Origin of the sequence: Arsenicibacter rosenii, assembly GCF_001870735.1 — a bacterium.
Lineage (GTDB): Bacteria > Bacteroidota > Bacteroidia > Cytophagales > Spirosomataceae > Arsenicibacter > Arsenicibacter rosenii.
The window spans coordinates 15,075-39,074 of record NZ_MORL01000033.1 but is presented as its reverse complement, the minus strand read 5'-3'; the positions used below and the strand labels follow the sequence as shown (position 1 = coordinate 39,074).

31 protein-coding genes are annotated in these 24,000 nt (G+C 56.7%); 1 reads left to right on the top strand and 30 read right to left on the bottom strand.

Annotated features, from left to right (window positions below; genetic code table 11):
• From BLX24_RS27950 to BLX24_RS27905, 10 genes are all read right to left on the bottom strand, one after another.
• The coding region (locus BLX24_RS27950; RefSeq protein ID WP_143092839.1) for a hypothetical protein at window positions 1-365 on the bottom strand (365 nt) is incomplete at its 3' end.
• Entirely contained in the window at window positions 366-608 is a 243-nt protein-coding gene (locus BLX24_RS27945; RefSeq protein WP_071506533.1) for a hypothetical protein, read from the bottom strand. It lies immediately after the preceding gene.
• Between the two features lie 4 nt (window positions 609-612).
• The gene (locus BLX24_RS27940) at window positions 613-1,071 is read right to left on the bottom strand and encodes a hypothetical protein (protein WP_071506532.1); all 459 of its coding nucleotides are present in this window, start codon (window positions 1,069-1,071) and stop codon (window positions 613-615) included.
• Window position 1,072: 1 nt separating this feature from the next.
• Window positions 1,073-1,669, bottom strand: a complete 597-nt coding sequence (locus tag BLX24_RS27935; protein ID WP_071506531.1) for a hypothetical protein — start codon at window positions 1,667-1,669, stop codon at window positions 1,073-1,075.
• 2 nt (window positions 1,670-1,671) lie between these two features.
• Entirely contained in the window at window positions 1,672-2,607 is a 936-nt protein-coding gene (locus BLX24_RS27930) for a hypothetical protein (RefSeq protein WP_071506530.1), read from the bottom strand.
• Complete coding sequence (locus tag BLX24_RS27925; RefSeq protein WP_071506529.1) at window positions 2,604-4,907, bottom strand: hypothetical protein; 2,304 nt, start codon at window positions 4,905-4,907, stop codon at window positions 2,604-2,606. The genes BLX24_RS27930 and BLX24_RS27925 overlap by 4 nt, the downstream gene beginning before the upstream one ends.
• Window positions 4,904-6,748, bottom strand: a complete 1,845-nt coding sequence (locus BLX24_RS27920) for a hypothetical protein (protein WP_071506528.1) — start codon at window positions 6,746-6,748, stop codon at window positions 4,904-4,906. Before BLX24_RS27920 ends, BLX24_RS27925 begins: the two co-directional genes overlap by 4 nt.
• Entirely contained in the window at window positions 6,745-6,993 is a 249-nt protein-coding gene (locus BLX24_RS27915; protein ID WP_071506527.1) for a hypothetical protein, read from the bottom strand. Before BLX24_RS27915 ends, BLX24_RS27920 begins: the two co-directional genes overlap by 4 nt.
• A complete protein-coding gene (locus BLX24_RS27910; protein WP_071506526.1) occupies window positions 6,990-12,449 on the bottom strand; it encodes a tape measure protein in 5,460 nt (1,819 codons plus the stop codon). The genes BLX24_RS27915 and BLX24_RS27910 overlap by 4 nt, the downstream gene beginning before the upstream one ends.
• A 152-nt stretch (window positions 12,450-12,601) precedes the next feature.
• Complete coding sequence (locus BLX24_RS27905; RefSeq protein ID WP_071506525.1) at window positions 12,602-12,886, bottom strand: hypothetical protein; 285 nt, start codon at window positions 12,884-12,886, stop codon at window positions 12,602-12,604.
• A gap of 40 nt (window positions 12,887-12,926) precedes the next feature.
• On the opposite strand from BLX24_RS27905, the gene BLX24_RS27900 reads away from it, so the two are divergent.
• Window positions 12,927-13,340, top strand: a complete 414-nt coding sequence (locus BLX24_RS27900; RefSeq protein ID WP_071506524.1) for a hypothetical protein — start codon at window positions 12,927-12,929, stop codon at window positions 13,338-13,340.
• A gap of 77 nt (window positions 13,341-13,417) precedes the next feature.
• Here BLX24_RS27900 and BLX24_RS27895 read toward each other — a convergent pair whose 3' ends face one another.
• The 20 genes from BLX24_RS27895 to BLX24_RS27795 form a co-directional block, all read right to left on the bottom strand.
• Window positions 13,418-14,182 (bottom strand): hypothetical protein, encoded by a 765-nt coding sequence (locus BLX24_RS27895; protein WP_071506523.1) that lies wholly within the window; start codon window positions 14,180-14,182, stop codon window positions 13,418-13,420.
• Entirely contained in the window at window positions 14,175-14,696 is a 522-nt protein-coding gene (locus BLX24_RS27890; RefSeq protein WP_071506522.1) for a hypothetical protein, read from the bottom strand. Before BLX24_RS27890 ends, BLX24_RS27895 begins: the two co-directional genes overlap by 8 nt.
• A gap of 1 nt (window position 14,697) precedes the next feature.
• Window positions 14,698-15,060, bottom strand: coding sequence for a hypothetical protein (locus BLX24_RS27885; protein WP_071506521.1), 363 nt, complete (start codon window positions 15,058-15,060; stop codon window positions 14,698-14,700).
• The gene (locus BLX24_RS27880) at window positions 15,057-15,362 is read right to left on the bottom strand and encodes a hypothetical protein (RefSeq protein ID WP_071506520.1); all 306 of its coding nucleotides are present in this window, start codon (window positions 15,360-15,362) and stop codon (window positions 15,057-15,059) included. The genes BLX24_RS27885 and BLX24_RS27880 overlap by 4 nt, the downstream gene beginning before the upstream one ends.
• A gap of 2 nt (window positions 15,363-15,364) precedes the next feature.
• Window positions 15,365-15,775: a hypothetical protein gene (locus BLX24_RS27875; protein WP_071506519.1), complete on the bottom strand. Its 411-nt coding sequence runs from the start codon at window positions 15,773-15,775 to the stop codon at window positions 15,365-15,367.
• Window positions 15,768-16,184 carry a hypothetical protein gene (locus BLX24_RS27870; protein ID WP_071506518.1) on the bottom strand — a complete coding sequence of 139 codons (417 nt, stop codon included), beginning with the start codon at window positions 16,182-16,184 and terminating at the stop codon, window positions 15,768-15,770. Before BLX24_RS27870 ends, BLX24_RS27875 begins: the two co-directional genes overlap by 8 nt.
• 4 nt (window positions 16,185-16,188) lie before the next feature.
• Window positions 16,189-16,509 (bottom strand): hypothetical protein, encoded by a 321-nt coding sequence (locus BLX24_RS27865; protein ID WP_071506517.1) that lies wholly within the window; start codon window positions 16,507-16,509, stop codon window positions 16,189-16,191.
• Entirely contained in the window at window positions 16,506-16,976 is a 471-nt protein-coding gene (locus BLX24_RS27860; protein WP_071506516.1) for a hypothetical protein, read from the bottom strand. Before BLX24_RS27860 ends, BLX24_RS27865 begins: the two co-directional genes overlap by 4 nt.
• Before the next feature lie 2 nt (window positions 16,977-16,978).
• Window positions 16,979-17,977: a hypothetical protein gene (locus BLX24_RS27855; protein WP_071506515.1), complete on the bottom strand. Its 999-nt coding sequence runs from the start codon at window positions 17,975-17,977 to the stop codon at window positions 16,979-16,981.
• Window positions 17,977-18,207, bottom strand: a complete 231-nt coding sequence (locus tag BLX24_RS27850; protein ID WP_071506514.1) for a hypothetical protein — start codon at window positions 18,205-18,207, stop codon at window positions 17,977-17,979. Before BLX24_RS27850 ends, BLX24_RS27855 begins: the two co-directional genes overlap by 1 nt.
• The gene (locus BLX24_RS27845) at window positions 18,204-18,464 is read right to left on the bottom strand and encodes a hypothetical protein (protein WP_071506513.1); all 261 of its coding nucleotides are present in this window, start codon (window positions 18,462-18,464) and stop codon (window positions 18,204-18,206) included. The genes BLX24_RS27850 and BLX24_RS27845 overlap by 4 nt, the downstream gene beginning before the upstream one ends.
• On the bottom strand, window positions 18,448-19,827 hold the full coding sequence (locus BLX24_RS27840; protein ID WP_083422221.1) for a phage terminase large subunit: 1,380 nt from the start codon (window positions 19,825-19,827) through the stop codon (window positions 18,448-18,450). Before BLX24_RS27840 ends, BLX24_RS27845 begins: the two co-directional genes overlap by 17 nt.
• Entirely contained in the window at window positions 19,824-20,252 is a 429-nt protein-coding gene (locus BLX24_RS27835) for a DUF5681 domain-containing protein (RefSeq protein WP_071506511.1), read from the bottom strand. Before BLX24_RS27835 ends, BLX24_RS27840 begins: the two co-directional genes overlap by 4 nt.
• Window positions 20,236-21,126, bottom strand: coding sequence for a GREB1-related protein (locus BLX24_RS27830; protein ID WP_071506510.1), 891 nt, complete (start codon window positions 21,124-21,126; stop codon window positions 20,236-20,238). Before BLX24_RS27830 ends, BLX24_RS27835 begins: the two co-directional genes overlap by 17 nt.
• Window positions 21,119-21,907, bottom strand: coding sequence for a ParB N-terminal domain-containing protein (locus BLX24_RS27825; protein ID WP_071506509.1), 789 nt, complete (start codon window positions 21,905-21,907; stop codon window positions 21,119-21,121). The genes BLX24_RS27830 and BLX24_RS27825 overlap by 8 nt, the downstream gene beginning before the upstream one ends.
• A 370-nt stretch (window positions 21,908-22,277) precedes the next feature.
• A complete protein-coding gene (locus BLX24_RS27815; protein WP_071506507.1) occupies window positions 22,278-22,589 on the bottom strand; it encodes a hypothetical protein in 312 nt (103 codons plus the stop codon).
• Window positions 22,586-22,807: a hypothetical protein gene (locus BLX24_RS27810; RefSeq protein ID WP_071506506.1), complete on the bottom strand. Its 222-nt coding sequence runs from the start codon at window positions 22,805-22,807 to the stop codon at window positions 22,586-22,588. Before BLX24_RS27810 ends, BLX24_RS27815 begins: the two co-directional genes overlap by 4 nt.
• Window position 22,808: 1 nt before the next feature.
• Window positions 22,809-23,162 (bottom strand): hypothetical protein, encoded by a 354-nt coding sequence (locus tag BLX24_RS27805; RefSeq protein ID WP_071506505.1) that lies wholly within the window; start codon window positions 23,160-23,162, stop codon window positions 22,809-22,811.
• A gap of 8 nt (window positions 23,163-23,170) precedes the next feature.
• A complete protein-coding gene (locus BLX24_RS27800) occupies window positions 23,171-23,551 on the bottom strand; it encodes a pPIWI_RE_Z domain-containing protein (RefSeq protein ID WP_083422220.1) in 381 nt (126 codons plus the stop codon).
• Complete coding sequence (locus BLX24_RS27795) at window positions 23,548-24,000, bottom strand: hypothetical protein (RefSeq protein WP_071506504.1); 453 nt, start codon at window positions 23,998-24,000, stop codon at window positions 23,548-23,550. The genes BLX24_RS27800 and BLX24_RS27795 overlap by 4 nt, the downstream gene beginning before the upstream one ends.

The window sequence follows — 24,000 nt, the reverse complement described above, 5'->3', positions numbered from 1 at the left end:
CCTGCCGGCAGATACCCGTAGTTGTCGAAAAACAGATCCACCGGCATGGCCAGCAGCGACCCGTCGGACTGCCGGATTTCTACCTCCGTCGCCGTCCGCCACCCAGTTACCTCTACCTCACTTTCGGTCACGACCACCGGAATACCTGCCTGGTTGCCGATCTCGTCAACCGAGGCCTGTATCACGTCGCCCGTTGCCAGCGGCTGCGACAGGCTGACCGTAGCAATTCCGCCCGCCAGCGTCGCCGTACCCAGCTGCCAGATGCCCCGTGACACCACGACAATCGTGCCGTCCGCCTCGTTGCACCGGATGCCCGTAGTTACCGACCCCGAAACTGCTCCCGATATGATGTCAGCCCGATTCATTTACTTGAGTGCTACCGCCGAAAACGGCTCGATGGGCGAGCCTGTGAAAAACCAGATTTGGCCGCCCTCAGCCGCCCCGTCGGTCAGTCTCCCGTTTACCGACACCGTAAAGCCGGTCCCGTCCGGCGCGTTCGTTTCGGCGAGCACTACGCCGTTACCCTCGTCTACTGAGGTAATTTTCGTTGTGTAAGGCTGCTGAGCCTCCACCGCTGATTCTGTCAGTTCCTCCTTTTCCTTTTTCATCTGTTTAGCGCGTGACCGTCGGCCACGTGTTATCGTCAAAATTGCCCCGGTCCGCATTGGTCTGTAGCTCCGACTGGATCAGCTCATCGAGCGAAAATTTCGCCCCCTCGATAATCTGACCGGCCATCAGCAGCCGCAGAAACGTGAACTGCTGCATTACCTGCCCGCCCTGGATCTGTTCTGGTGCCGGCTCCTGCACAAACCGGCCGAAATCCGGCCCCTGAGCCAGCGAAACATAGTTGGCATCCGAGATTTCAACCCGTTTGCTGATCGTTCCGGACTGCCCGAAGTCAGTGGCGCGGATCTCCGTCCCGCCGCTCAGTGTGTAGTGCTCGATGTCGACGTACAGGTACGCCACATGCTGCTGAAAATCCAGTGTCATGTAGCAGTCAGCGACCCTGAGCCGCCGCTTGATGGCCGTGCCATCCAATGTTCTGTCTGTGAGTTGAATGTTGGTAAGCATCTTACAGGCTTGCTAGTAGTTGCATGTTGAGGGAATACCCGTTTGTGTTACCGGTTCCGATCACCGATCCCACCTCATTGAAGGCCACCTTGACGCTTACGCCGCTGCCGCCCCCGAGGCTCGTTTTCGACGATTGCCAGCTGGCCACGTACGAGGTCTGTACCGTTTTTACGCTGTAGTTTTTCCACACAAAATACAGCACTCCCGCCGTGGCCGGCGTCGTAATCGATCCCAGTGAAACAAGCCCGGTCGGGCTGGCTCCTTCAATCTTGGGCCTTACCGTCTGGCTGGCCGCATCAACCTGGTGGAGGGCGCACGCAAACGGATAGCGGTTTGCCGGTACCGGGCTTTCGTTGCCCATAATCGTGTAGTTCGCTCCGTAGGAAGAATACGTGCCCAGGTTCGCATCGCTCTGCCCGTACTTGCCCACCCGCGTATCGGCCGCCATCGCCGCGTACTCCGTGCCCGTAATCTGTACCCAGTCTCCGCCGGCCGCCGCCGTGTAGGCCGACAGCGACGTGGTGAGATACGCCGCCGGATTGACCGGAAATACATTCCGCCGGGCCCGCGCCCCGATTCCTCTTCCTGCCCGCTTCATCGTTACGTTGTCAGGTCGCCGGAAATGACAGCGACGTTACTGGTCCTGTAGTACACCGTAATCATTGCATTTTGACCCGCCGATTTGAAGGCGTCGCCTCGGCTCACAATCGATACTCCGGATCCGGCCACAAACGTAACCTGACCCGTACCCGACACATCGACCTGATACCACTTACCCGCTGCTCCGGCCGGTACCGTGTGATTCACGGCCGTGGCGCTGGTATGCTGCACCGTATTACCGTAGTCCGTCGATGCTGATGTGTAGTTCCCGGCCTGCGTGTTGATGCCGAATGTCAGATCGGACGGCTCGGCCACCATGCCGATATTCCAGCTGGCCAGCGTTCCCGAACCCGACACCCGCGCTACCGCAATCGTTACCGACGTGGCCGAAACCGTAGTCACCGTTCCCTCCATCCAGTTTGCTGACGAATTAGCCGCCCGCAGGTAGCTTCCGACGGTCCATCCCAGATTCGCAGATTGCGCGTACGTGAACGTCTTGTTTCCTGTACCGATGGTGAGAGAGGTTGTCGAGCTGCGGGTCACATCGACGTTAATACCGGCCGATCCGGTTAGTCCGATGCTCCAGGCCGTGTACGTACCCGACCCGTTGAAGGAGTCAACCAGCACCGTCAGGCCCGTTGTTGTCACCGCCGTCACCGTTCCGGCCATCCAGTTTGCTGAGGAGTTAGCCACAATCACCCGGCTACCGACGATGAATCCCAGATTGCCCGTCGCCTCCACGAAGGTGAAGGATTTCGAGCCTGTACCGATCACGACACTGCTCTGTGAGGTCCGTACCACGGCCACCTGATCGTCGTCGTAGAGCTTTTCGCCCAGCGTCTTGACAATATTCCGAAGGTCAGCCGGTTGTATCGATGCCGTCACGTTGTCGGGCAGCAGGCTATCAACCAGATCAAAAAAAGCAGCTTTTGTCATTCGAAATAGGTAGTTGGGAATTCTTCACTGTACGCCCGTCCGGTGTCTGTCACCTCTTCGCTCCACGCCGTTACCGCCACCTGTGCCGCTACCAGCTGAATCGTCACCACCGCACCGGCCCCCAGTAGAATATCCTGCTCAGTACGGTTGAGTTTGTCAGGCGTCAGCACCGCCCGGCCCGGATTGTAGCGTACGTTGTTCACGTAGCAGCGAAGTTCTAAGGCTTCGTTTCCGGTCCGGATTTGCAGCTGATAACGCCCTGGCGGAACCAGCGTTCCGGCCCTCAGACGGATACAAACATCGCTGCTAACCACATACACTGGCAAGTTTTCCGGTGCATCAATCTGCAAAAACTGCGCGTAACCGGTTGATTCTGAGCCTTGCGGTGCACCCAAAAATGCCCGTTTATTCGACACCCTGTTTGCCTCCGTCAGCTCGGTTTGTGACTGTTCCAGCCGCCGCGCACCGATTGCGCCCAGCTGTTTCAGCTCCGATTTGGCTACAAAACACCGGCCGTCGATCCACACCTGCCGGTGTTTCAGCGCCTGCCACAGCGCGGCGTGAAAGCCCTGCCACATCGCCAGCGTCGTGAGCGTATACTGGTATTCCGCCTCCGTCGTCCCCCGCACATACTGCCCGTCGAGCGTCTGGCTCACCGAATCGGACTGAGCCAGCTTTGCCGGTCCCAGCGTCGCCGGAATCCGGATCTGCTGCACAAGGCCCGGCTCCTGATAGTTGTAATCGAACGTCTCGCCCTCGTCCGTGTAGCGCATCAGCACCGTAGCGCCCGCGTCCGGCCGGATCCGGACCGGATTCGAGACCGCCAGTACCGTGCTGCCCTTGCAGATTGCCAGCTGGCAGCTGTCCACCGATGTGAAGTCGATTTCCGCCACCACCGGTAGGTTTGTAAACCGCTTCGGGCTTGCTGTCAGCTCCACATCCGCTCCGTCGTCTGCCAGGTTGTAGCGCGGTGCCTGCTCGGCGTAGCAGTTTACAACTGTAGAAACCGGCAGGTCCAGCACAAACGGAACCACGTTGATTGTCCGGCCCGTAAGCTTCTGCGCGATCGTTAAGATTGTATCCTCATCCGTTGCCGTCACCACCTTATCCTGAAGGTAGAATTTCATGCCCTGCTGAATCGCCGACCCGACCGTGATCAGGTAGCGGTCCACCGTCGCCGCCGGTGTGTTTACTTTGCCGGACAGGTACAGCTGCGGATTGTTGGTGTTTGTGAACTGCCGGACACCTAACGAGACCGTCACCGACGGCGTGGCGCCTATCGGTACCGCCGCCTTTCCGGACGTGCTGTTGAAAAAAGCGGCAATCGTCGTGGCTGTATCGCTCGCCGTGGCCACCTTCGTGCGCGTGGTCATCCCCGCCGCCGACAGCTGGTAGATATTACCTGCCACCACATCCGCCCCAACCGTGACCGTATACAGGTCATTGGGGCTTGATGTCGAGCTGTAGGCCGCTGAAATCGTGGGTCTGTTGCCGTTTGGCAGCGTGTAGGTGCCCGGCAGGGCCGTGGCCGTCATCGACGTCCCGGCCGCCACCGTCAAACTGTTGTTGAAAACCCCCAGTCTGGAGAGGATCACGTCCGGACTCTCGCCCCCGGCCGCCGTGTAGCTGCTCCCGTTGAGGCTGTACACGTTGCCCGATTCGATATCCTCGCCTACCGTCACCGTGTAGGTGTCCGTGGCCGTCGTAGTCACCGAACCCAGTTTGGTATGCGTCAGCATCGGAATTACCCCCCGGGTACCGACCACCTTGCCGATCCCGATCCGCAGCGCCGCGTTCCCCAGCCGGAACCGATCCGAGTGGTAGCCCCGGATCGTAATATCCGGCCCGTCCGTATCCACCGTTACCGGTGTGTACAGATAGCCCTCGTAGTGCCGCCGGATCGCCTGCACAAACTCATCCCGCGTCGGAGCGACCGGGCCCGCCTGGTAGCGGAACGTGCCCAGCACCACCCGCCCGTCCATGGTCTCGATGGCGAACTGGCGGTACTCGTTTGCCGCCGGTGCCGAGCGCACCCTGATCCGGATCTCCGTGTACGACTCCGAGGCCTGCGCCCGTAGCGTTCCCAGTACTGCCCCCGTCACGCTGTTTTTGTAGCTCCGGATTACCAGATCCTGCGGCCTGTAGGGATAGATCGTGGACTTAGGAACCAGCAACCGCCAGCGGTCACCCACGGCCGCTATCAGTTCATTCAGCCGCCACTGCGGCAGGTACTCATCAACCGGCATCGGCTCGTTGTCGTCTGCCAGCCGGAAAAATCTCAGAAAGTGCTGAAAGTTCATAGTTCGATGTCGATTGTGGCAATATCTCCCGTTGCCGTGTGTTGCCAGTCCGCGGACATGATCAGGCCCGTCCGCCCGTCGGGCAGCTCCAGCCAGCCCTCCAGCTGCTCGTATTCTGCCATGCTCATCGTGGTTGTCACCAGCGCCCGCATCGGGACCGGTTCGCCCGCTACCGCTACCGGCTCCGACTCATCCGTCAGCACCGAATCGTAGCCGATCACCGCCGCCTGCGTGCCGGCGTCGGTAACCGTCAGCGGCCCGTTGCCTGCCAGCCGCCACGCCCAGCGGCTCAGGTTCCGCATCGGCGTAAACCGCAGGTTGTAGCTGTTTCCCGCGTCAATCAGCCCGTCAATCACCTGCGTCCGTTCCAGCTTCTCCGCTATCCGTCCGTACGGCTTCTGCACCGTCGCAATCACAAACAGGCTGTCATCGTACGAGCTGGATTTGTTCTCACCCGCCTTGTCCGGCTGGAACTGAATCCGGCGCACCTCCTCGATCAGCGTCCCCGACGCGATCAGGGCTGAGGTCAGATTCAGCTCATTGCGCAGATTTGAATTGCGCGTCGCCAGCCGCCGTTCGCTGTTGACCTCCAGCTCAGAAACTTTGCTTTCTGCCTTCCACGTCTGGTAACCCGTCCGGATTGAATTGTAGAATCTGTCCGTATCTGGCCGCTCCCGGTAGCTCAGCAGTTCCGTTATCCGGTGTACCGGTGCTTTGGCCAGTGCCGTTTGCAGATCCTCGACGATCACCTCACTGCCTGAAATGGTTAATTGCAGCGGTACCAGTGCTGACAGTCCCTCGAAAACCTGCTGAAGGCTCACCCTGACCGGCCGGACCACACCGCGCAGATTGGCTCCGGACGTCAGGAAGATATTCGCCCCGTCGCCAACCTGAAAAAACGAGCTGTTCAGCTTCAGCTTTCCGCCGCTGGCCTCGTCGATCAGCGTTGCCAGCAGCTGGTACGCCGTGAAGCCCATCGCCGTGCTGTCCGCGTAACTTTCCTGCACCCCCAGCGAAATCAGCGTCCCGCTGTTGTAGGTGAAGGAATACGAACTGACCGCCGTTTCCGGCACGAACTGAAGCACAAACCCCTGTTCCCGGCTCAGACTCAGCGCCACATCCACCACGCAGTCGAGCGTCGTCGCCGACGTGCCGACCGAATACCGGCCGATGGTCACCCCGCCCGCCTTCAGCGCAAAAATGGTCGTCGTGTTGGCCGTTGCCGTTATCCGCAGCTGTCCGGCAATCCGGATCGTCTGCACCTGATCCGAGGTATTCAGGTAGTGCAGCGCACTGGTGGTACCCGTCTCGTACACCGTCCCCGGAATATCTTCCGCATTGTCCGGCTTTGCCAGCGGTACCGTATGGGTCAGCACCGCCGCCGTTTTCACCGTCTGGCTGGCCACCGCCCCCGATGCCGTCAGATCCACACTACCCGACAGCGCCCGGCTGTGCAGCAGGCAGGCCGCAACCGGCGTCAGCGAGTAGGTCGTCGTCGCGTTGGCCTCCAGGGAGCTGACCGCCATCCGGTCGCGCGTCGAAATACTCACCCCCCGTCCGTCGTAGTTGTACTGGCTGTAGTCGATGTAGCTGTCATACAGCACCAGACTACCGGATTTGAGCGTGAAGCCCGTTTCGGCCTGCATGCCCTCGTAGGCCAGCCGGGTCCTGAGCAGGTTAACCACCTTCGGCTCCGTAAACCGGATCGCTCCCGCCGGAAACGTCCCCAGCTTCCGGTACAGCCAGCCCATATACCGCCGGTTGCGGGTTTTGGTCAGCCTCAGTCCGTCGATCCCCTCCGGCTGGTGCACCACTATGTCATCAATCAGGCAGGTTATCATTCGATTTGCAGGTTATAGAATTGTTTAGCCTGTTTTACCCGCTCGCGGCCTTCCTTCATCAGGTAGCGGTGTCTGGCCATCAGGCTTTCCCGTTCCGTCTCGCTCATCGCCGGCAGGGACGTGAGCTGAATGCAGTGATTCAGCAGCCGTTCCAGCTCGCCCACGCCCAGCGGCACAATCGGGTTGTTGAGTCTGTAGAGTGTTTTGGCCGCTGCGAATTTCCGAGGTCGTCCGCCCTTTCTCATCGGTTCATCAGGTTTTGGTGGTAGGTAGTTGTTGACTGGGTGCCGGTCTCGGAGAGCACAAACCCGTTCTTATCGATGCTGACCGTAAGCTGCTTCTGTCTGGCCAGCGCCTCGGCCACCGACCGCAGATCCTCCCGCAGCGGCGACAAATCCAGCGTTGGCTGACCCAGCGCGCTCACAATGCCCTCCGGCAGCCGGATCGTCGTATCCGGAATCCGGTAGCTCTCCGGGCTGATCAGCTGCGGGAACCTCGCCGCCATCGCCTCGTACGACTGCATCCGGCTCACCAGCTCCTCATTTGAGATGCCAGACAGTGCGCGGTTCTGGTCGACCGTCAGCACCCGCTCCCCTTTGGTTAATCTTGCCATTACCGTGTCGATACCGTCCGGGAACCCCTCGCCGCGTACGTAGTCCGTGCCGTCTTTGAAGGGGATGCCCAGCTCGCGCATCTTCTGCTCCAGTTGTCCCAGCTGCTGGCTGAGCTGACTGAGAATCTGCTGCTGCTGCTGGATGAAGTTTTCCAGGAACTGGCGCCGTGGCATATCCGACCCGTTCGGATCATTCAGCGCGTTGATCTCCTCCCCGGCGTTGTAGATCTGCTGATAGGCCGTGGCCTGCTCGGCCTTTTTCGCGTCGTATTCCGATTTGATCTGCTCCGGCGTGGCTGGTGTGACCGTATTACCACCGCCCGACGATCCGCCCGAACCGCCCGCACTCACGCCGCCCGAATCAAAACTGATTGACTCAATATCACCGATCGCTGCATTCAGATCGTCAATCGCAGAGTCGATTTTGCCCCGGTTGAACAGGTTCCGCTTGCCCCGAAGAATCGCAATCTCCGCCCGCAGTTCGGCTATCTTCATCTGCTTCGTTGCTTCGAATATCTGCCGGTTGGCCGCGTTCACGAAGTTGGCGTAATCCGCCTGCGCCTGCTTCATCTGCTGCGTCGTAGCTGCCTCTTTCGCTGCAATCTGGTCTTTCAAGGCCTTGATCTGCTCGGTCGTCGAGGTCTCCAGCTGCTTTGTCTTATCGGCTTCCTGCGCCTTGGCTTCCGTATTGGCCAGCGAGATTTCTTTGGTCTTGTCACCGATCGCGTTCTGGTATTTGGCGTGCACCTCCGCGATCAGCTGCTCGAAGGCGTTCACGATCCGGGTCCGCTCCTCGGCCGACGATGCCCGTGCCAGTTCCCGGCCCATCGCCGCCTGCAGCGCCGCCACCTCGCGGGCTTCTCCCTGTGCCAGCAGCTGCGCCCGGTACTGCTCATCGGCCTGTAACCGAAGCTCCTTATCGGAGTAAAACTGCTCGTTGGCCGCTTTCTCGGCTGCTAAGGTTTCTTCCAGTTTTGCCTGCTCGGCATCCTTCGAAGCAATAAACGCGTCCAGTTCTTCCTGTAGGGCTGCTATTTTCTCGTCCCTGAGCCGTTTGGCCTGCTCGATGGCCAGCTCCGTCTGTGCAATCACGATCTGCTGTTCGCGCGCCGCCCGCTGCTCCGAGGCCGCTTCCTGCTCGGACTGATTCTGCTTCCATGCCGCCAGCATTTTCAGCAGCGAAATGCCGAAGTTGATCCCGAATGCCCCCTTCTTGAAATCCCAGATCTCGCTCAGCTTTTCTCCCGTCGCCGTGTTAATGTCCACCACCTGCGCCGCGTACGTCAGCTGGGCGTCGATCAGGTCTTTCCCTTTCGAGAGTTCCTTCTGCCGCTCGTAGAATGCGTTTATGATTTCTTCCCGCTTCTGGTAGTTATCGCGGTAGTTTTCCAGCTCTGTTTCGAGCGTCTGTTGATTCAGCTGCATCAGCGTCTCGTACACATCCACCATCGTATCGCGCGTGCGGACAATCGACTCCGAAATCGCCTTGCCCGTCTCGACGGCCAGCTCCGTGAGCTGTTGCTGCACCGCCGAAATCAGCTCGGCGCCCATGCTGATCAGGCTCGTCATCGATGCGGCCGACATCGCATTGACCTCTGCCATGTTTTTCTGGGCGCTCGCGACGTTCTTCTGCGCATCGGCGATCTTCACCTGTACCTCCTCGTTGCTCTGGTCGAAGTTTTTCCGCAAGCTCTCCAGCTCGTATTGGGCGTTGGCCAGCCGGTACGCCGAAGCCTCCCGTGCTTTCCCTGAAATCAGGTCTATGTCCTGAATCGCCTTAACCGTAGTCGCTGCCAGTATTCCGCCCAGTTCGCTGCCCTGGCTGATCATCTGTACCAGCCCGTTCAGCACCTCCAGCCGTGACTGCTTCTGGATCTCGGCCGTTTCCCGCACGATCTGCGCCGTCTCCTTGTGGGAGGTCTGAATCTGCTGCTCGGCCTCGTTGATCTTCTGGGCGGCGTCGGTGGCGTTCTTTTTCCGTTCTTCAGCCGCTTTTTTGTCCGTTGCCAGCAGTGCATCTGTAGTGACCTGTGCCGCCTTGATCTGATCCTCGTAGTTGTAGGTGCTGTCGATAATAGCCTGCGCTACGACCTGTTTGCGCTTCTCTGCGTATTCGGCTTCGATGGCCAGTATCCGGCGTGCAGCATCCGTCTTGTTGGCTGCGGCTTTGTTGGCCGCCTGTATATCGACGTCCTCCTGCTCCTTCAGTGCCTTCAGCTGCGCCTCCATCGTGTCGGTATTCTGTCTGGCCAGAATCGCCTGCAATTCCGATGAGGTCAGTTTCGCCTGCTCCTTTTTCTTCGTATCGTGGTTAACCGCTGAGGTGTATTCGACCGTCTGGGCCTTGCCCTGAAGCTCGGCCAGGGTATCATTGTGCTTTTTCAGGGCGGCTTCGTACTCGTCCGTGCCCGTTTTCAGATTCGCACTAACCGCCGTCCACCGCGCGTTCTCCGTCGCAATCTGGGCATCCTTACTTTTCTGGTTGAGCCCGACGACCACCTTTGTGTGTTCGTCAATCTGCTTCTGGTTCTTTTCCAGCGCCGCCTGCGTCTCGACCAGTTTCTGCGCCGGCTTATTGCCGAAGATCGCCGTATCAATCAGGTTGGTCCAGCTGTCCGAGCCGTCCCCCTGCCGCACCGCAACCGCCGACGTTCTGAACTTTTCCACAAGCTTATCCACATTCCCACCCACTTCGGCGTACAGCTCAGGCGCATTCTTCCTGATCTTTTCAATCAGCTGCTCCTGCTCTTCGAGTAGCTTCTTCTGCTCTTCGGCCAGCTTATCCACCCGGTACGCTTCCCGTGCCAGGTTGATCCGGTCCATGTACGACGCATTGACCCGCGTCAGGATCGAACTCAGCTCGTTGTTGCTGACTTTCTCGGCGTTCAGACCCGCGAAGTAATCCGGATACTTCTGCATCAGCAGGGTTATTGCCTGCGTCCGCTGCTCAGTACCCTGTTTCGCATTCATCGCCGCTGTTACCAGTGCATTCAGCTCCGTGCGCTCCTTAACGATTGCCACCTCGCCGTCGGACATTGCTTCCGTTATGTCGGTGTGTGCCGCTTTCCATGCCAGATAGGCAGACGTGGCCAGACCCACCACCGCGATAATCGCCCCGATCGGGTTCGCTGCCAGTGCCGCCCACGTCGACCGGGCCGCTGCCGCCGATGCAATCTGCGCGTCCGTGAAACCTTCAGTAGTACCCTTCACCGTGATCAGTGCCAGGTTGTAGGTGCCCATGGCAAACGTACCCGCTTCCTGTGCCAGCGTCATCGCCGCCGACGCCGCCGCACCGGCCGACGTGGCCACCCGCAGCGACACAAACGCCGTCACCGCAGAGGTAATAATCGTCATCGTCCGCCTGATCGCCGACTCTGACCCCAGAAAACCCTCCGTCATATCGGCCAGTATCCGGATGCCGCCCCGGATCTCATCCTCGAAGAAATCCCCGATCTTGGCCTTTGCCAGAAAGAACTTATCCGCCAGGTTGGACACCTCACCACCCAGCGTCTTCGACTGCAGCGCCATCAGGTTATAGTACTGGCCGCCCACCTGCGACGAATCCAGTACCGCTTTCCGGATGTCGGCGAAACTGATCTCGTGCGCGGCCGCCAGCTTGATAACCTCCTCTTTGGGCTTCTCCATCGCCTTCGCCAGCAGATCGTACATCGGAATCCCGGCCTCGGTAAACTGCCTCATTTCATCCCCCATCAACCGGCCCTTGGTTGCCACCTGACCGTATGCGAGCGTTAACTGCGGCAGTTTTTCCACCCCGACCACCGATGCCATGTTCCCCAGTGCCGTAATCGTCGGCAACAGGTCATTGGTAGCGATACCGTACGCCTTCAGCTTCACCGTCTGGTCTACGATGTCCTTCATCTCGAACGGCGTCGTCTTGGCCAGATCCACCAGCTGGGCGTAAATCTCATTGGATACGCGCTTGGAACCCAGCAGCTGGTCGAGGGCGATCTTCATCGAGTCGATCTTCGTCTTGGCGTCGATCACCTCCATGCCGAACTGCTTGATCTGGTCGAATGCGAACGTGGCCGCGATGATCGAGGCCAGATTTTTCAGCTCGCCCCCAAACCCCTGATAGTTCCGGCTCTGCTCGTCCAGCTCCGCTTTCACTGCCAGCGTCTTGCGGCGCTCCTCTTCCTTCACCGTCGCCACTTGCTTGGCCAGCTCGGCCTTATAGGCCGCCGTCTGCTTATCCAGCTCCGCGTTCAGGCTGGCCGTCTGCCGGTCCTGCTCGGCCTTAATTACCGCCGTTTGCTGGACCGCCTCGGCCTTAACAATTGCCGTCTGCTGGTTCAGTTCCGCTTTTTGCTGGGCGGTTTGCTGGTTGAGTTCGGCCTTATGGGTAGCCGTCTGCTGGTTGAGTTCCGTCTTGAACTGCGCCGTCTGCTGGTTCAGTTCTGCTTTCTGTACCGCAGTCTGCCGGTCGAGTTCGGCCTTCCGTTCCAGATTCTCGGACTTTACCGCCGCCGTCTGCTCGTTGAGTTCCGAGCGGATCGCCGTCGTCTGCTGTCCAAGCTCCGTTTTCAGGTCGGCCGTCTGCTGTTTCCGCTGCGCCTTCAGATCATCCGAAATGCCCCGGATCGCCGTTACCTGCTCCGAGTTCTCCCGCTTCACCGCCGCCGTCTGCTCATTCAGTTCCGTTTTCAGAATGCCGGTCTGCTGGTTCAGCTCCGTCCGGACCGTATCCGTCTGCTGGTTCAGTTCGGTCTTAACCGCCGTTGTCTGCTTTACCAGTTCCGCCCGGACCGCCGCCGTCTGCTCCGAGGCCTCCTTCTTAACCGCTGTCGTCTGTTCCGAGGCCTCGCGTTTCACCGCTCCCGTCTGCTCATTCAGCTCCGACTTTACCGCCGCCGTCTGTCTGTCGTACTCTGACTGCTGTTTTTTCAGCTCGTCCGACACGTCCCGGATCGCTTTCCCCTCCTCCTTGTGTGCACCGACAATCTGGTCCGCTGACCGCTCCACCGTCTGGGTGTAATCCTTCTGGAGCTTAACCAGCTGCTGGTACTGTTCGGCCACGTCGGGGAGTTCGGAAATCGTCTCGATTCTAACCCGAATGTTCCGCTCTGACATTAGTATCTGTTGTTGTAGGAATGATGTAGAGCGAAGATCGCGGGCGCGCGGGGTGGGGTGGTAGGCAGGGGCGTCAGAATTCCGTTGAGCGGTCAACTGCAACGAAAAAAGCCCGGTACTGGCCGGGCTTCTGGTGTCAGGTATGCAGGTGATCAGCTCTTTTTGCGGCAAACCGTCTGCGTGGTCACGGTAATGGTGTACGTCGAACCCAGCGGCGTTGTTTCCACTTTTTTCTCCTCCTTTTTTTTCTTCTCGGCTTCATCGCACACCGTCACATCCATCGAATACGGTGACGGGGGCGCAAACGTCGGGGAGGTTGAGGTCGTTGTCACGAACGAGGTGCAGACGTAACAGGGCGGCACTTCCGGCCCCTTCGAGCAACCGGCGAGGATAATCAGCGAGCCGGCAATCAGTCGTTTGGTAATCGTGCAGAACATAGCATGTTGTATATTTGGCCTAAAACTAATCGTCTGAGCCATGAAAACAATACACTGGTCTGTTACCCTGTCAGTAAGCAATGACTTTTTTTCTTCAGCTGAGCTGAAATCAGACAATTACCTCAAGACGATTGCGGCCATCTGGCAACAGCATGCCAGACTGGTACACGTAGAAACAGACATCTACATCAGTGCCGTCCTGACTCCTTCCCGCAACATCTTCAGCGAAGATCAGGGATGTCCCGCCGGTGGCCGGAATGCTGTAACCCTCTCCGGTGTTTTTGCCGGCTCTGTTGTACACCATGAAGTTTATCAGAGACAGATTGCCGCCCTCAGCGATATTATCGGACGCACCGCAGCCAGCATCGACGCCGGACCAGCCAATCTTTTGTTCAGCGAGCTGTATTCAACCAGAATAGAAATAGAAAAGGACGACTCTGTGCCGTCCCTTTGATCATTTCCTTTGCAGTTTTCCTTTGCAGTTTTCCTTTGCATCCCTTTGCAGGTTTCAGCGTTGCTTCTGCCGCTCCTTCAGCTGCTCGGCGAGTTCGAGCCGTCGCTGCTGGTCTCTGAACCAGGCGGAAACAAAGTTGTAGTATCCTTCGACAGTCTGTCGAGTAAGCCATCCAATCCGTACAGGGTCTCCAGCTGCGAACTGATAGTTTGAATCGTCGCGCTGTCGGCTCCATTCAATTTCAGCTTCGAGCGGGTGAGCGCCCAGTCCAGCATCGCCAGTTCGTTTTTCTCCTTCCACGAGTTCAGGGTAGCGGCGTGGAATAGCTGCTGCAATGGCACGAACCGGCTCAAAGGCAGCTGTAAAAAAAAAGGGTATAGCTCCGGTTTGGCCATGAACCGCCGCGAGTTCCGCCGCCGCTTATCCGAATCGACCTCGTGCGGGTTCTCATCCTCGGCAAAGAAATAGACCCCCGCAATTTCGTACACCAGCTCCAGCGTCAGGCCCAGGTTGATCCGCTGCTCGACCCGCTCCTGCACCATCAGCGCCTCCCTGGCTGCATCCAGCACTTGTTCGGCGTCGAGATTCACCTGCGCCATTACCCGTTTCAGAAATGATTTGGTACTGGCCACCGATGCACGTAGCAGGTCTTCCGACAGCTTCAGCTCATCGTGCCGCCGGAAAATATCGCCGATCACGTACCAGCGGCTGATGCCCATGTTGATACCCTCCGAACTGGCCTGATAGTACCGGACGCCTTCGCATTCCAGAAACTTACCGTCGGGTAGCCTCACCGGCTCAATCAGCCCCGCGTCAAATGCCTCCTTAAAGTCTTTAATCATTATTGAGTAGTTCGGCCTCTGCTAAGGCCGTGTTAAAGTCGATAATATCCTGATCGCTGATGCTGTGAATCTCGTAGGTAATTGCCCACGCCCACCACGACGGATCGTAGTTCTTGCCCTGTCCCGGCCGTATCTGCCAGTACCGTTGCAGTACCGCCTGCGTATCCTGATCAATCTGCCTGATCCGGACGTAGGCCGTTGTCTTCACCGCCTCCATTGCCTTCAGTACGTCGGTTGCCGACTGTCCGCGGCCAAACAGCACCATCAGCGCCGTGTACTGGTTTTCCGAATACGAGCCGTACTGCGTCGTTCCGGCCGCGTTCATCACCCCCTGCAAATGGGCCGTTTGCAGCTTAAACCGGCTGTCGACCACCAGCTGCTTTTGTTCAAGCGGCAAAAGCAGCGTATTGGCCTTATCCTGCTGGGAGTACGTAACCATCACCAGCCCGCTGATCTGGGAGCCGGCAATGGTTACGAGTTTCGTGTTGATCTGCTGTATCGTTTTGAGAATCATATTAAATCATTCTGGAAAAGTAAAAACCACACCGTTCAGCAGGAAAGCTCCCGGCGCCTGGAATCTTGTTGCCACGAATCAGCTCAGAAGCCTCTTCTATCAACTCATTAACTCCGGGCAACACCTTTATTTTAAGTGTATGCAGCACGGCCGCCGCCTCGCTTTCGTCCTGTTTTGCCTCCATGATATTGTACTGAGCCTCGTTAACGTGCAGCTCAAAATGTTTTAAAAACGGATTGAACCCCAGCACGGCCTCGCCCATCCAGAGAGCAGGGTTTTTCACTACCGGAAAAAACGAGTTGATTGCCGGGGATTCGATGGTTTTGAGCTGGTTTATCAGCTCCAGTATCTCGGAATAGGTCATGGTTTCTTTTTTCTTGGTAGCCAAAAAATACCGTGGGCCGGTTCTCCCTTCACCCACACATCGCAGTAATCGCCATCGCGCTCAATCACAGCCAGCTCTTTGAGTTCCGGACACGGTACCGCTGCTATCGCGTATCGGGCGCAATCAACCATGTCCCGCTGTTTCATGAGCCGGATTGACACCACCCGATACACCGTACCGGTCTTTTTGCCGTTCACACTCACCATGTACTCATTTACTCTGGGTGGTACACAGCCCCAAAGAATCTGGTAGGTAAATTTCCGTACCAAGTGCGGTTCCATGGTTACGGGCAATAGATCGCCAGTTTCTTCGTCGCTTCTTCGTACAGGTATGACAGCAGGTAGGCCCACGGCTCGTTACCGGCCTGATCATGACTGCATCCGATGTTTTCCATTATCGCCTCCACTGCGTGAAAGCATTCATGTACCAGTGTGCTGTACTCCCTGCACGTCTCCGGTACCACGTGCATCGCTATCAGAATCGCTGCATTGTCGCTCCGGAACGTTACACCGTGGTAATCCTCGTCGGTTTCCTTCAGTATCTGCTCCCTGATCTGCGTTGCGCTCTTACTATCCGCCTTCAGCAGGATATCGGCAATCTGCCGGTGGTTGTACCCGAAGAAGAAACCGACGTCCTTTCCGTACACATCCACCGGCACCACAAAATGCAGCTGTTTTACTTTTAGATTAGCCATTAGTTACCGATATTCCAATTTCCTCTACATCCAACCGGACGCCGATAGGAGAAACCGACCCAAGGTGAGCGATCGCCAGCATGCCGGTGCGTAAAAAATGCATCCGGTGCATGAAGCTGTTTGTATACCACACCGAAGTAGGGGCCCCAAATATTTCAATTGTAGCCAGACTCCCCACACCTTCAATATCTGAGCTGTGTATCGTAGCCCCCTCGCCGCCATTAGCATAGGGCGTCATCCGTGGATCAACTTCGTTGTCTACAATAGTCAGCCAGCCATCCGCCATCAGCTTCAGCCAGCTTTTCACATTATCATTGACTGTCAGTTCTTCCAGCCGTTTCAGCTCCTTCACCATGTTGGCTATCTCAGGAGATAATAAGCCAAGCTCAATTAGTTTGTCCTGATCCATAATTTTACCAGTTCGCTGATTTTGGTTTTCTCCACAGATTCCGCTGCACCCAGATTGACCACTTCATAGGAATGGGAATGGTCAGCGCCCACCGCAGATACGGCAGTATGCCGATCAATCCTAAGCCCCATTGCCAATCGCAAATTATTGACAATTCAAAGCCAAATGAATCCAGCGTCCAGATCCGAAAAAACAGCCAGCTAAAAGAAAAGCCGGCTGTATTATGTTTGTCTTCAGGCTTGAATTCCAGTTGCGGCACAAGCGGGAATGCCTGATGATTGTACCACCTGAGTGGCTTGTATTCTTTTGTTGCGTTTGTTGTCATACTTTTAAGTCTTTCAAAATATTGTCTTCCAGGCCGCCCGCGACCTGTTCCTGTTCATCATTACTCAGCTCGAATATGGGCCCGTAGTATGCTTCCAGATATTCGGCCTTATCCGCCTGCCTGTTGTCCGTAAACCCGACCGTGGCCGAGGTGTCGGTAACGTCAACCGGTCCCCAGTTCCGCATCAGATCGCCTTCCAGCGTCAGATCGACGTGCTCCGTCTGCCGCCCCCGCTCCGATCTCCGTTTGGCGTGCCCCTGCGAGTAGGCGCCGTTCTTCAGCACCGATCTGGTCCGCATCCGGCTCCCTTCTGCGTTTTTTCCCTGCTGCTGCACACGATGCGCAACCAGTACCGTTGCATCGAGCGCCGCCTCCCGCAGGTGGCTGTACATGTTGGTCTCCACCCGCCGCACGTCCTCCATCAGCTCCAGCAGCACCTGCTCCGCGTTGGTCTGTATCCTGAACATGGTTACACATAGCTGGAAGGGTAGATGCCCGGCTGGTTCTCCGGATCGGCGACCAGTACCGGCGTCGTTTTCAGGTCGCGTACAATCTCCCGCGCCACGGGCTTAATGAAGGCTACTGCATCATCCATCAGCTTCTTTTCCTGTTCGGCCGTGAACTCGCGGTTGGTATTCGTGAACAGGTTAAAGTTGCTTGATCCCAGCTTTTCGGTCATCAGCAGCGAGCCGCAGAAATGCACGTACGCGGTCAGCAGCCGCTTTTTGTAGCGGCCGATCAATGTCTCGTAGCTGGTTCTGATGCCGGCCTGCATGTACAGACACCCCGGCGACTGGCCGGTCAGGTTGCTCCGGATCCGCTTCGGCTGCCGGAAGTTGCCGAACTCAATTGGATAGCCGCCGCCGTGCGTCCAGCCGTGAGCACCCTCGAAGTCGAGCAGTTGCAGCCCCGTCATGTCGAACCCGACAAACACGTCGATACTACGCCCGATCTGGCAGGCCTTGCTGAATTCGATTTCCAGTTCGTTGTACCCGGCGGCCAGGTCGTGCTCCATCGATGCCAGCTGCACACCGGTTGACAGGTCAATTACCACCACCTCCACACTGGTAGCCGTAGCCGCATTCATGCAGATCAGCTTTGCGATTTCCACCGCCGAATCCGGAATATAGGGCACACAGATAGCCAGACCGTGTATCCCGTTACGGACCGTAATATCATCCGTATCCCACTCGCCGCAGAATGTTGTATCCGGGCCCGAATTCACGAAGTCCGCCGACTTGCTCAGCTCGGCTTCCAGCTTCTGTTGCAGATGAACGTACGCCTGATTGGTTACCCGTCCCCACGTGGCCAGCGTCCCCTCCAGATCCGTGCCCGAAATATCCTCCTCCTCCGATACGGCCGATACCAGCTCGGAGCTGATGCCGGGTAGATCGTTCACTGAGTAGGTGGCTGTTGTTGGCTCGTGTACGCCTTTCAGGCTCACGAGCGGTAAGAATGGATTGCTCATCAGTTCATCAGTATTGGAATGTTAAGTACATACAGTTCGCTGGTGTCGCCGGTAAATTCCGGCCAGTCAACCTCCGCGACCGCGACCGGTATCTGATCCGGATGCCAGCCTGCCAGCATCCCGACCTCCTGCATGTGCTCCGGTTTTGCCAGCAGCTCATGCGGATGCCGGATGGTGATCCGCTGCCCGTTTTCAATCACGCAGCCGATATCGATCTGCACCGCGATCACAGGCTCAGCTCCTTGGCCAGTTGATAATACCCGTGACGGCGCAGCCAGCGCAGCGGCCGGATCCGGACGCCTACTTTCCAGATACGCCACCGGCTCATCAGTTTCTGGTAGTGCTCCATGGCCAGATGCCGGGTGTAGCGCATCACGTCCCGAAACGTATTCTGCGGGGCCTGAAACGGCTTACTTAGCCAGATCAGCGGGAACGCACAAACGGCCGCAAAGGCCAGAATCAGCAGGAGTTCAAGAATCGTGTTCATTGTTGTTGTTTGAATGGTTTCGACTAATTGCCTTGAAGGTGTGGTACTCGAAATTGCACAGGTCATACCGGAAGCAGTCGCCCAAATGGCCGTAATCGTACTTATTACAGTCCTTTTTGTCGAGTGATCCGTCCGCCGTCCGGCGCATCCGTCTGATGTCGGCCGTTAGTTTGGGGCATTTCACATCGTCGATGATGAAATCGTTCTCGTAGTGCGCTATCAGTGCGTTCGACACAAAGCAGCTCGATTCGGTCGAAATGTTGCTCAGCGGCACCGCCTCGTAATTGCAGTAATCAGCACCGTAGCGCTTCATGTAGGTCCGTACCAACTCCCACGCCGACTGGTTGCCCTTCGTATAGGCCGATGCGTTGTTGCCCGACCCGTCGCCGGTGAAATACAGCTGGTTTCCCCCGTACCGTCTGGCCACATCCTTGCAGATGTCCTCCAAATCCAGATCCTCATTGTGGATTTCCTCGATGAACCGCGGACCGCCCGTCGGACTCTTCTGGCGGATCGTCCACGAGTTGACCACGTTGAAGTCGAGCGAGATGTACACCGGCTCAAACGGGTTGTACTCCGTCGGCCCGAAGTAGACCTTCATGTTCTTCAGCAGCCGGTGGAAATACGGCCGGTCCGGTTTCGGAATGCCCCACTTACCCAGTGCGTCAATCTCCCAGCGGTCGTAATCAACATCCTTCAGCCAGGCAAAGAACTCGAGAGCCGATTCCGGACAGAACGGGTTATCGTCGTAGTTGATCTGAACCGCGTTGCACGGGATTGTCTTCTTCTTGAAGAACTCGTCAAAAATCCACGTATCGATGCTGATCGGGTTAAACGTAAAGTGGAACCGGGGCGGGATGCCGTACGGATTCCGCAGCGAGCCATACATCGACAGAAAGTCCGTCTTATTGATCTGGCCTTTGTGCGTAATCGGCTCCTCTACCCAGATATCGGTTGGATCCGCCGTGGACATGATCTTCTGCGGGTTATCAAACGAACCGGGTATCAGCTTGTGTCCCGTAATCAGGTTGTGAATTTCATAGTCCGAATCCCGGCACACAAACTGACGACGCAACCACGGATACTTATCGATCGTATCCTTGAAGAGCTGGTACTGGCTGTTCTTCACGTCCGTCTGCTTCTGACGGGCGTAGATGCCCCGGAAATACTGTTTACCCGCCGCTCTGGCCAGAAACTCGTACGCCTTCGCGTAGCTCTTGCCGCTGAAACGTGACCCGAACAAAATCTGGATCGGGCTTTTGTCGAGGATCGCCGGAATGAACTTATCCGGTACCACGAAGCAATTCGCCGGAACCGGCCGCCCCTTCATCCTCGATGCCGGCAAAAAGTGTATCGAACTCATTCCTCCCCGCCTTCTTTCTGGTTCTGTTTCAGCCACACCTCGAACAGGTCGAAATTCTCCGCCGTCACTCCGTTCAGGTCGGCTCCGTCCTCCGTCCCCCTGCTGAGTGTAACCGACTGATGCGGCCGGCCCTCGGTCCGGTTCAGCACCTCGCGGATCGCCTTGATATCGCCATCCATCGCCATTTGCAGCAGTTTGGCCGCAATCAGCTCATTGATCGTCCGGTCATCCCCCGCCGATATCGTCGCTTCACTGCTCGCTTTTTTCCCGCCTCTGGTAATCGAAACCGAAAACACGATCTCGCTCGACTCCCCGAACTCCTTCAGCAGCTGACTGATCGGCCCCTTGGGTCTGCCTTTCGGATTGCCGGAGGTGCCCGGCGGAAACGGCTTAAGGTTATCGGCTGCATTAGGATTGTTCAGCATGATTCATCACTGTTTGATCACTGTTACCAGCCTTCACCCGCCGGTATTTTTCACTGATCAGCTTCGGGGTGATTGCCTGCCAGCTGACTTTGTGGTGATACCGACCGTACTTCACCACCAGCTTTACCGCCTTCGGCTCAATCAGCACCGCATACGCCGTCTTTCTGACCGTTCCGTGAGCCTTGTAAATCTCCGTATTGCCGCCGTTTTCGCTCTGGGTATCCTTCATCGACATGTACATGAACTTGAACGACATCTCAAAGCGGCCTTTCCGCCACGTCTCAATGGCATTAATCAGATCGTCATTCATCCGCCCCCGCCACCGGGTAAACAGACTCGGCTCCGACGACATGTTATGCGCATTGAACACCCGCCTTGTGAACTCAAACACCTTGTCCGGTCTGGTCTCCGCCGATACCGCAAACCCGACATTAGGCAGATTTGCCTTGTGGGCAAAATCCGAAATCAGCCTCAGCCGTTTCTCCAGATCCACCCCCAGCAGTTTGATATGTTTGGGCTTTCCATCCAGCTGTATAATGGTGTAGAACGCGTTATAGTCATCATCGAACTGCCAGTGCCGCAGCTCGCCCCGCTGTTCGCTGATCCGCCGCGTTGCGTTCCGCACCGGTACCGCCCCGCTTCCCATCGTCTCCACCCCGAAGTTATCCAGCAGATCAGAGCCCGCCACCTCCTGCGCCCAGTCGAAAACCAGCACCCGGTCCTTCCACTCCTTCCGGTATTCTTCCAGCTTGTCGTCGTTCGTGCCGCACACGATAAACCACTCGCCCGTATACCCGATTTTGGTCAGCGTTTTTGCCGTCGTGCAGTGCGGCCGGCCTTTGGAAATGATGTAGATCGTATTGAGCTTACTCATCCTCGCTGTCCTCCTCCCCGACCGTGAACCCGTTCAGCTCCTGCATTTCCTCCATAATCTCCGCGAACCCTTTTGCGATCAGCTGGTCTTTATCCAGCAGCACCAAAGCCAGCTTTTCAAACAGCGGCTTTTCTTCCGCCGTCGCCTGATACGCGTAGTAGTCTGCAATTTTCGCGTAGTTGAACGTGGCGAAATAAGCCGCTCTTGCCTTCAGCATCTTTCTGATGCCTTCGTTCTGGATCGCTTCGATTTCGGCATCAAACCGCGTTTCCGCCGTAAACAGTTCATCCGGCCTGTGACTCGCTTCTCTTGGTTCATACAGCACCTCGCCCACATTTGCCGAATACGATTCCCGTAGCTTCTCCTTTTCCTCCGGCTCAAAACCCCACGACTTCATGTCGATGCCGAACGCATCCGACAACTCCGTCACCTTATCCAGGTTAAAGTTCAGGTTCACCTCTCCCACCTTGTTATCGGCCAGTGCCAGCTCGTGGAACTCCTTCGATCCCGGCTCGATGTCTGTCCGCTGCGTAACCACCAGCGTTTTACCGTCCGTCGGCACAAATATTACGTTCTCGATCCCCAGCTCCCCCAGCATCTCCGTCACGTGGTTACCCCCGATAATCGTCCCGTCCTTTGCCGCCACCACTCCCCGTCCTACTCCCAGTTTTTCAATCGACTGCCGCAGCAGGTGATTACCGAACTCCGTCCCCTGGTTCGCATTGTTCTCGTCGTGCTTCAGCTCCGCTATCGTGCCGCTTCTTACTTTCTCGTGGCTCATCCGTACTGTTGTGAATGGTTGAGCGGCTAATATCGCGGGCCGGGCCTGCCTAAGGTTTTGGCATGGTGCTATAATTCCGTTGAGCGGTCAACCCGGCCACAAAAAAAGCCCGGCACATGGCCAGGCTCCTTTCAGTTTTTCTCAATTATACTAATACACCGCTTCAATTCCGCCGACGTCCGTTTATCCCCCGACCGCTCCGCCCTTGCCTCCATCCCCTTCAGGTAATTCAGTACGTCCCTCACGTTGCCGATCACGTACCCAGACTCCCCGCAGTACCGGCACGGGTAACTGATCGGGTATACATCACAGCCGCCACCGGTCCACTTCGGATTCCGCCGCCACCCCCTGCCGTCACACTTCGGGCATTTCATTCTGTGCTGTTTTTGTCCTTTTTCTGTGCATTCAGAACAAGCTCTGCCAGGTTGCTGACCAGTTCAGTTACCGAATACCTGAACGCCCCGAACGGCATCGTAAAATACAGGATCGTCGAAACCACAAACATCAGATCAACCACCCACTCATCCACGTACCAGTACATTTCCTTAATCAGCTTCAGCCGCCGGCTCACCGTTTCATTAAACGGCTCCTTCTTTAGCGCAGGCTTCAGTAACCCATAGACAAACACGCCATAAACTACCGTGTACACGTAGCTGATCCACACAAGGTGTCCAATTGTCATGGCTCATTCTCTTTTTTCATCGCCTTCACTCCTGCCAGCAGTTCGACCGCCCGCTCCATCGTCCGGGCGGCTTTCCTGTATTCAGCCGTCGCGATGACCTTCATGTCAACCGCTGCAGCGTATTCCTTCGCCGCCATCCGTTTATAGCGCAGGTTGATCCCTAGCAGGATCAGCGTGACAATAACCCATATTACCGAGTAGATTTCAAACCAGCTCATTTCAGGGAATCAGTTTAATGCCAACAGAAGGATAAAAACACACGCATGAAATCGCTTCGTTAACCGCATCGGCCAGCGGCTCAAATACTGAATCTTCCATTTTATCGACCGCGCTCGCCATTTCGTCTTCAGGATCATGAAACGACTGGTCATTCCGGATGCAATCCTCGATAAGCTCCCGAATCCTTTCTGGCCGCATGGTGTAAAAAACCGGCTCGGACTGGCATATCACAGCGCCGTGACTCCTGATGTCATCCGGATCAACGTGTTTCAGTTCCGTCACCGACTCGTCACCGTCAACGTAACAATATTCGTATCCTTTCTCGATGGCTTCCGCCACTGTCATTTCTTCCATGGTTATAGCTAATCAAATAATCGTTTAAGTGTAAAAACCCTGTTCCGGCTGAAGCCGACCCGCTTAAGTGAAAACCTGCCGCTGTTGGTGTCAATGTCGTAGGCCTGTAAATGCTCAGGTAGTGCTGCATACAAACCCACATCAGCCCGCCACAACTTCGCCTCCGCGTACTGGCCAAGCAGCAGTTTCGCACGTCTTACATACCGCTCGTGCTTCCCGCTCAGGTTCGGCAGCTCCGTTGCGCCGGTCAGTATATCCGGCAGTACGGTGTACGGCTGCCCCGGGACCACCTCCGACAGCAGGTAAAACCCCAGCTCGACCGCCATCAGCTTATTGGCCGAAAAAGATCCGCCCCTTGATCCGGCCAGTATCGTCGTAAACTTCTTCATCGCTTCGGCTCTCCGGTTTTACTTTCTCTTTCCCTTCTTGCCTGCCATTCTGATATTACCTCCTTGGCTATAATTAGCAACAGATCAAATCTGGTCTGTGCTATCTGGTGCAATTCTTGATAAGGCATCCTGGTATCGTAATCAATCCAGTAAATATTATCCTCTTCAAAAACCCCTATGTCATCCAGCATTTTAGCCCGTTGCTGACAGATTTCAAGTTCGTGGTTCCGCTTCTCGGTTCTGAGCTGATCCATCAGCGTATTAAACCACTCGTCGTCGAGCTGACCTAATTCAGTTTTTGAGATGCGAATGGATCTATAGAAATAGTAGCATTCGCTTTCGTCCACCTCCTGCAATTCAAGCGCTCTGATCTGCTGAAGCCGGGACCAGAACAATTGCCACTCCTTTTCCTCCTCCTCCGATTTTTCTCCGAACTCAAACGTTACCAT

Coding starts and splice junctions, on each gene's coding strand:
- BLX24_RS27945 (WP_071506533.1), bottom strand. CDS start 608: ATGAAAAAGGAAAAGGAGGAACTGACAGAATCAGCGGTGGAGGCTCAG.
- BLX24_RS27940 (WP_071506532.1), bottom strand. CDS start 1,071: ATGCTTACCAACATTCAACTCACAGACAGAACATTGGATGGCACGGCC.
- BLX24_RS27935 (WP_071506531.1), bottom strand. CDS start 1,669: ATGAAGCGGGCAGGAAGAGGAATCGGGGCGCGGGCCCGGCGGAATGTA.
- BLX24_RS27930 (WP_071506530.1), bottom strand. CDS start 2,607: ATGACAAAAGCTGCTTTTTTTGATCTGGTTGATAGCCTGCTGCCCGAC.
- BLX24_RS27925 (WP_071506529.1), bottom strand. CDS start 4,907: ATGAACTTTCAGCACTTTCTGAGATTTTTCCGGCTGGCAGACGACAAC.
- BLX24_RS27920 (WP_071506528.1), bottom strand. CDS start 6,748: ATGATAACCTGCCTGATTGATGACATAGTGGTGCACCAGCCGGAGGGG.
- BLX24_RS27915 (WP_071506527.1), bottom strand. CDS start 6,993: ATGAGAAAGGGCGGACGACCTCGGAAATTCGCAGCGGCCAAAACACTC.
- BLX24_RS27910 (WP_071506526.1), bottom strand. CDS start 12,449: ATGTCAGAGCGGAACATTCGGGTTAGAATCGAGACGATTTCCGAACTC.
- BLX24_RS27905 (WP_071506525.1), bottom strand. CDS start 12,886: ATGTTCTGCACGATTACCAAACGACTGATTGCCGGCTCGCTGATTATC.
- BLX24_RS27900 (WP_071506524.1), top strand. CDS start 12,927: ATGAAAACAATACACTGGTCTGTTACCCTGTCAGTAAGCAATGACTTT.
- BLX24_RS27895 (WP_071506523.1), bottom strand. CDS start 14,182: ATGATTAAAGACTTTAAGGAGGCATTTGACGCGGGGCTGATTGAGCCG.
- BLX24_RS27890 (WP_071506522.1), bottom strand. CDS start 14,696: ATGATTCTCAAAACGATACAGCAGATCAACACGAAACTCGTAACCATT.
- BLX24_RS27885 (WP_071506521.1), bottom strand. CDS start 15,060: ATGACCTATTCCGAGATACTGGAGCTGATAAACCAGCTCAAAACCATC.
- BLX24_RS27880 (WP_071506520.1), bottom strand. CDS start 15,362: ATGGAACCGCACTTGGTACGGAAATTTACCTACCAGATTCTTTGGGGC.
- BLX24_RS27875 (WP_071506519.1), bottom strand. CDS start 15,775: ATGGCTAATCTAAAAGTAAAACAGCTGCATTTTGTGGTGCCGGTGGAT.
- BLX24_RS27870 (WP_071506518.1), bottom strand. CDS start 16,184: ATGGATCAGGACAAACTAATTGAGCTTGGCTTATTATCTCCTGAGATA.
- BLX24_RS27865 (WP_071506517.1), bottom strand. CDS start 16,509: ATGACAACAAACGCAACAAAAGAATACAAGCCACTCAGGTGGTACAAT.
- BLX24_RS27860 (WP_071506516.1), bottom strand. CDS start 16,976: ATGTTCAGGATACAGACCAACGCGGAGCAGGTGCTGCTGGAGCTGATG.
- BLX24_RS27855 (WP_071506515.1), bottom strand. CDS start 17,977: ATGAGCAATCCATTCTTACCGCTCGTGAGCCTGAAAGGCGTACACGAG.
- BLX24_RS27845 (WP_071506513.1), bottom strand. CDS start 18,464: ATGAACACGATTCTTGAACTCCTGCTGATTCTGGCCTTTGCGGCCGTT.
- BLX24_RS27840 (WP_083422221.1), bottom strand. CDS start 19,827: ATGAGTTCGATACACTTTTTGCCGGCATCGAGGATGAAGGGGCGGCCG.
- BLX24_RS27835 (WP_071506511.1), bottom strand. CDS start 20,252: ATGCTGAACAATCCTAATGCAGCCGATAACCTTAAGCCGTTTCCGCCG.
- BLX24_RS27830 (WP_071506510.1), bottom strand. CDS start 21,126: ATGAGTAAGCTCAATACGATCTACATCATTTCCAAAGGCCGGCCGCAC.
- BLX24_RS27825 (WP_071506509.1), bottom strand. CDS start 21,907: ATGAGCCACGAGAAAGTAAGAAGCGGCACGATAGCGGAGCTGAAGCAC.
- BLX24_RS27815 (WP_071506507.1), bottom strand. CDS start 22,589: ATGACAATTGGACACCTTGTGTGGATCAGCTACGTGTACACGGTAGTT.
- BLX24_RS27810 (WP_071506506.1), bottom strand. CDS start 22,807: ATGAGCTGGTTTGAAATCTACTCGGTAATATGGGTTATTGTCACGCTG.
- BLX24_RS27805 (WP_071506505.1), bottom strand. CDS start 23,162: ATGGAAGAAATGACAGTGGCGGAAGCCATCGAGAAAGGATACGAATAT.
- BLX24_RS27800 (WP_083422220.1), bottom strand. CDS start 23,551: ATGAAGAAGTTTACGACGATACTGGCCGGATCAAGGGGCGGATCTTTT.
- BLX24_RS27795 (WP_071506504.1), bottom strand. CDS start 24,000: ATGGTAACGTTTGAGTTCGGAGAAAAATCGGAGGAGGAGGAAAAGGAG.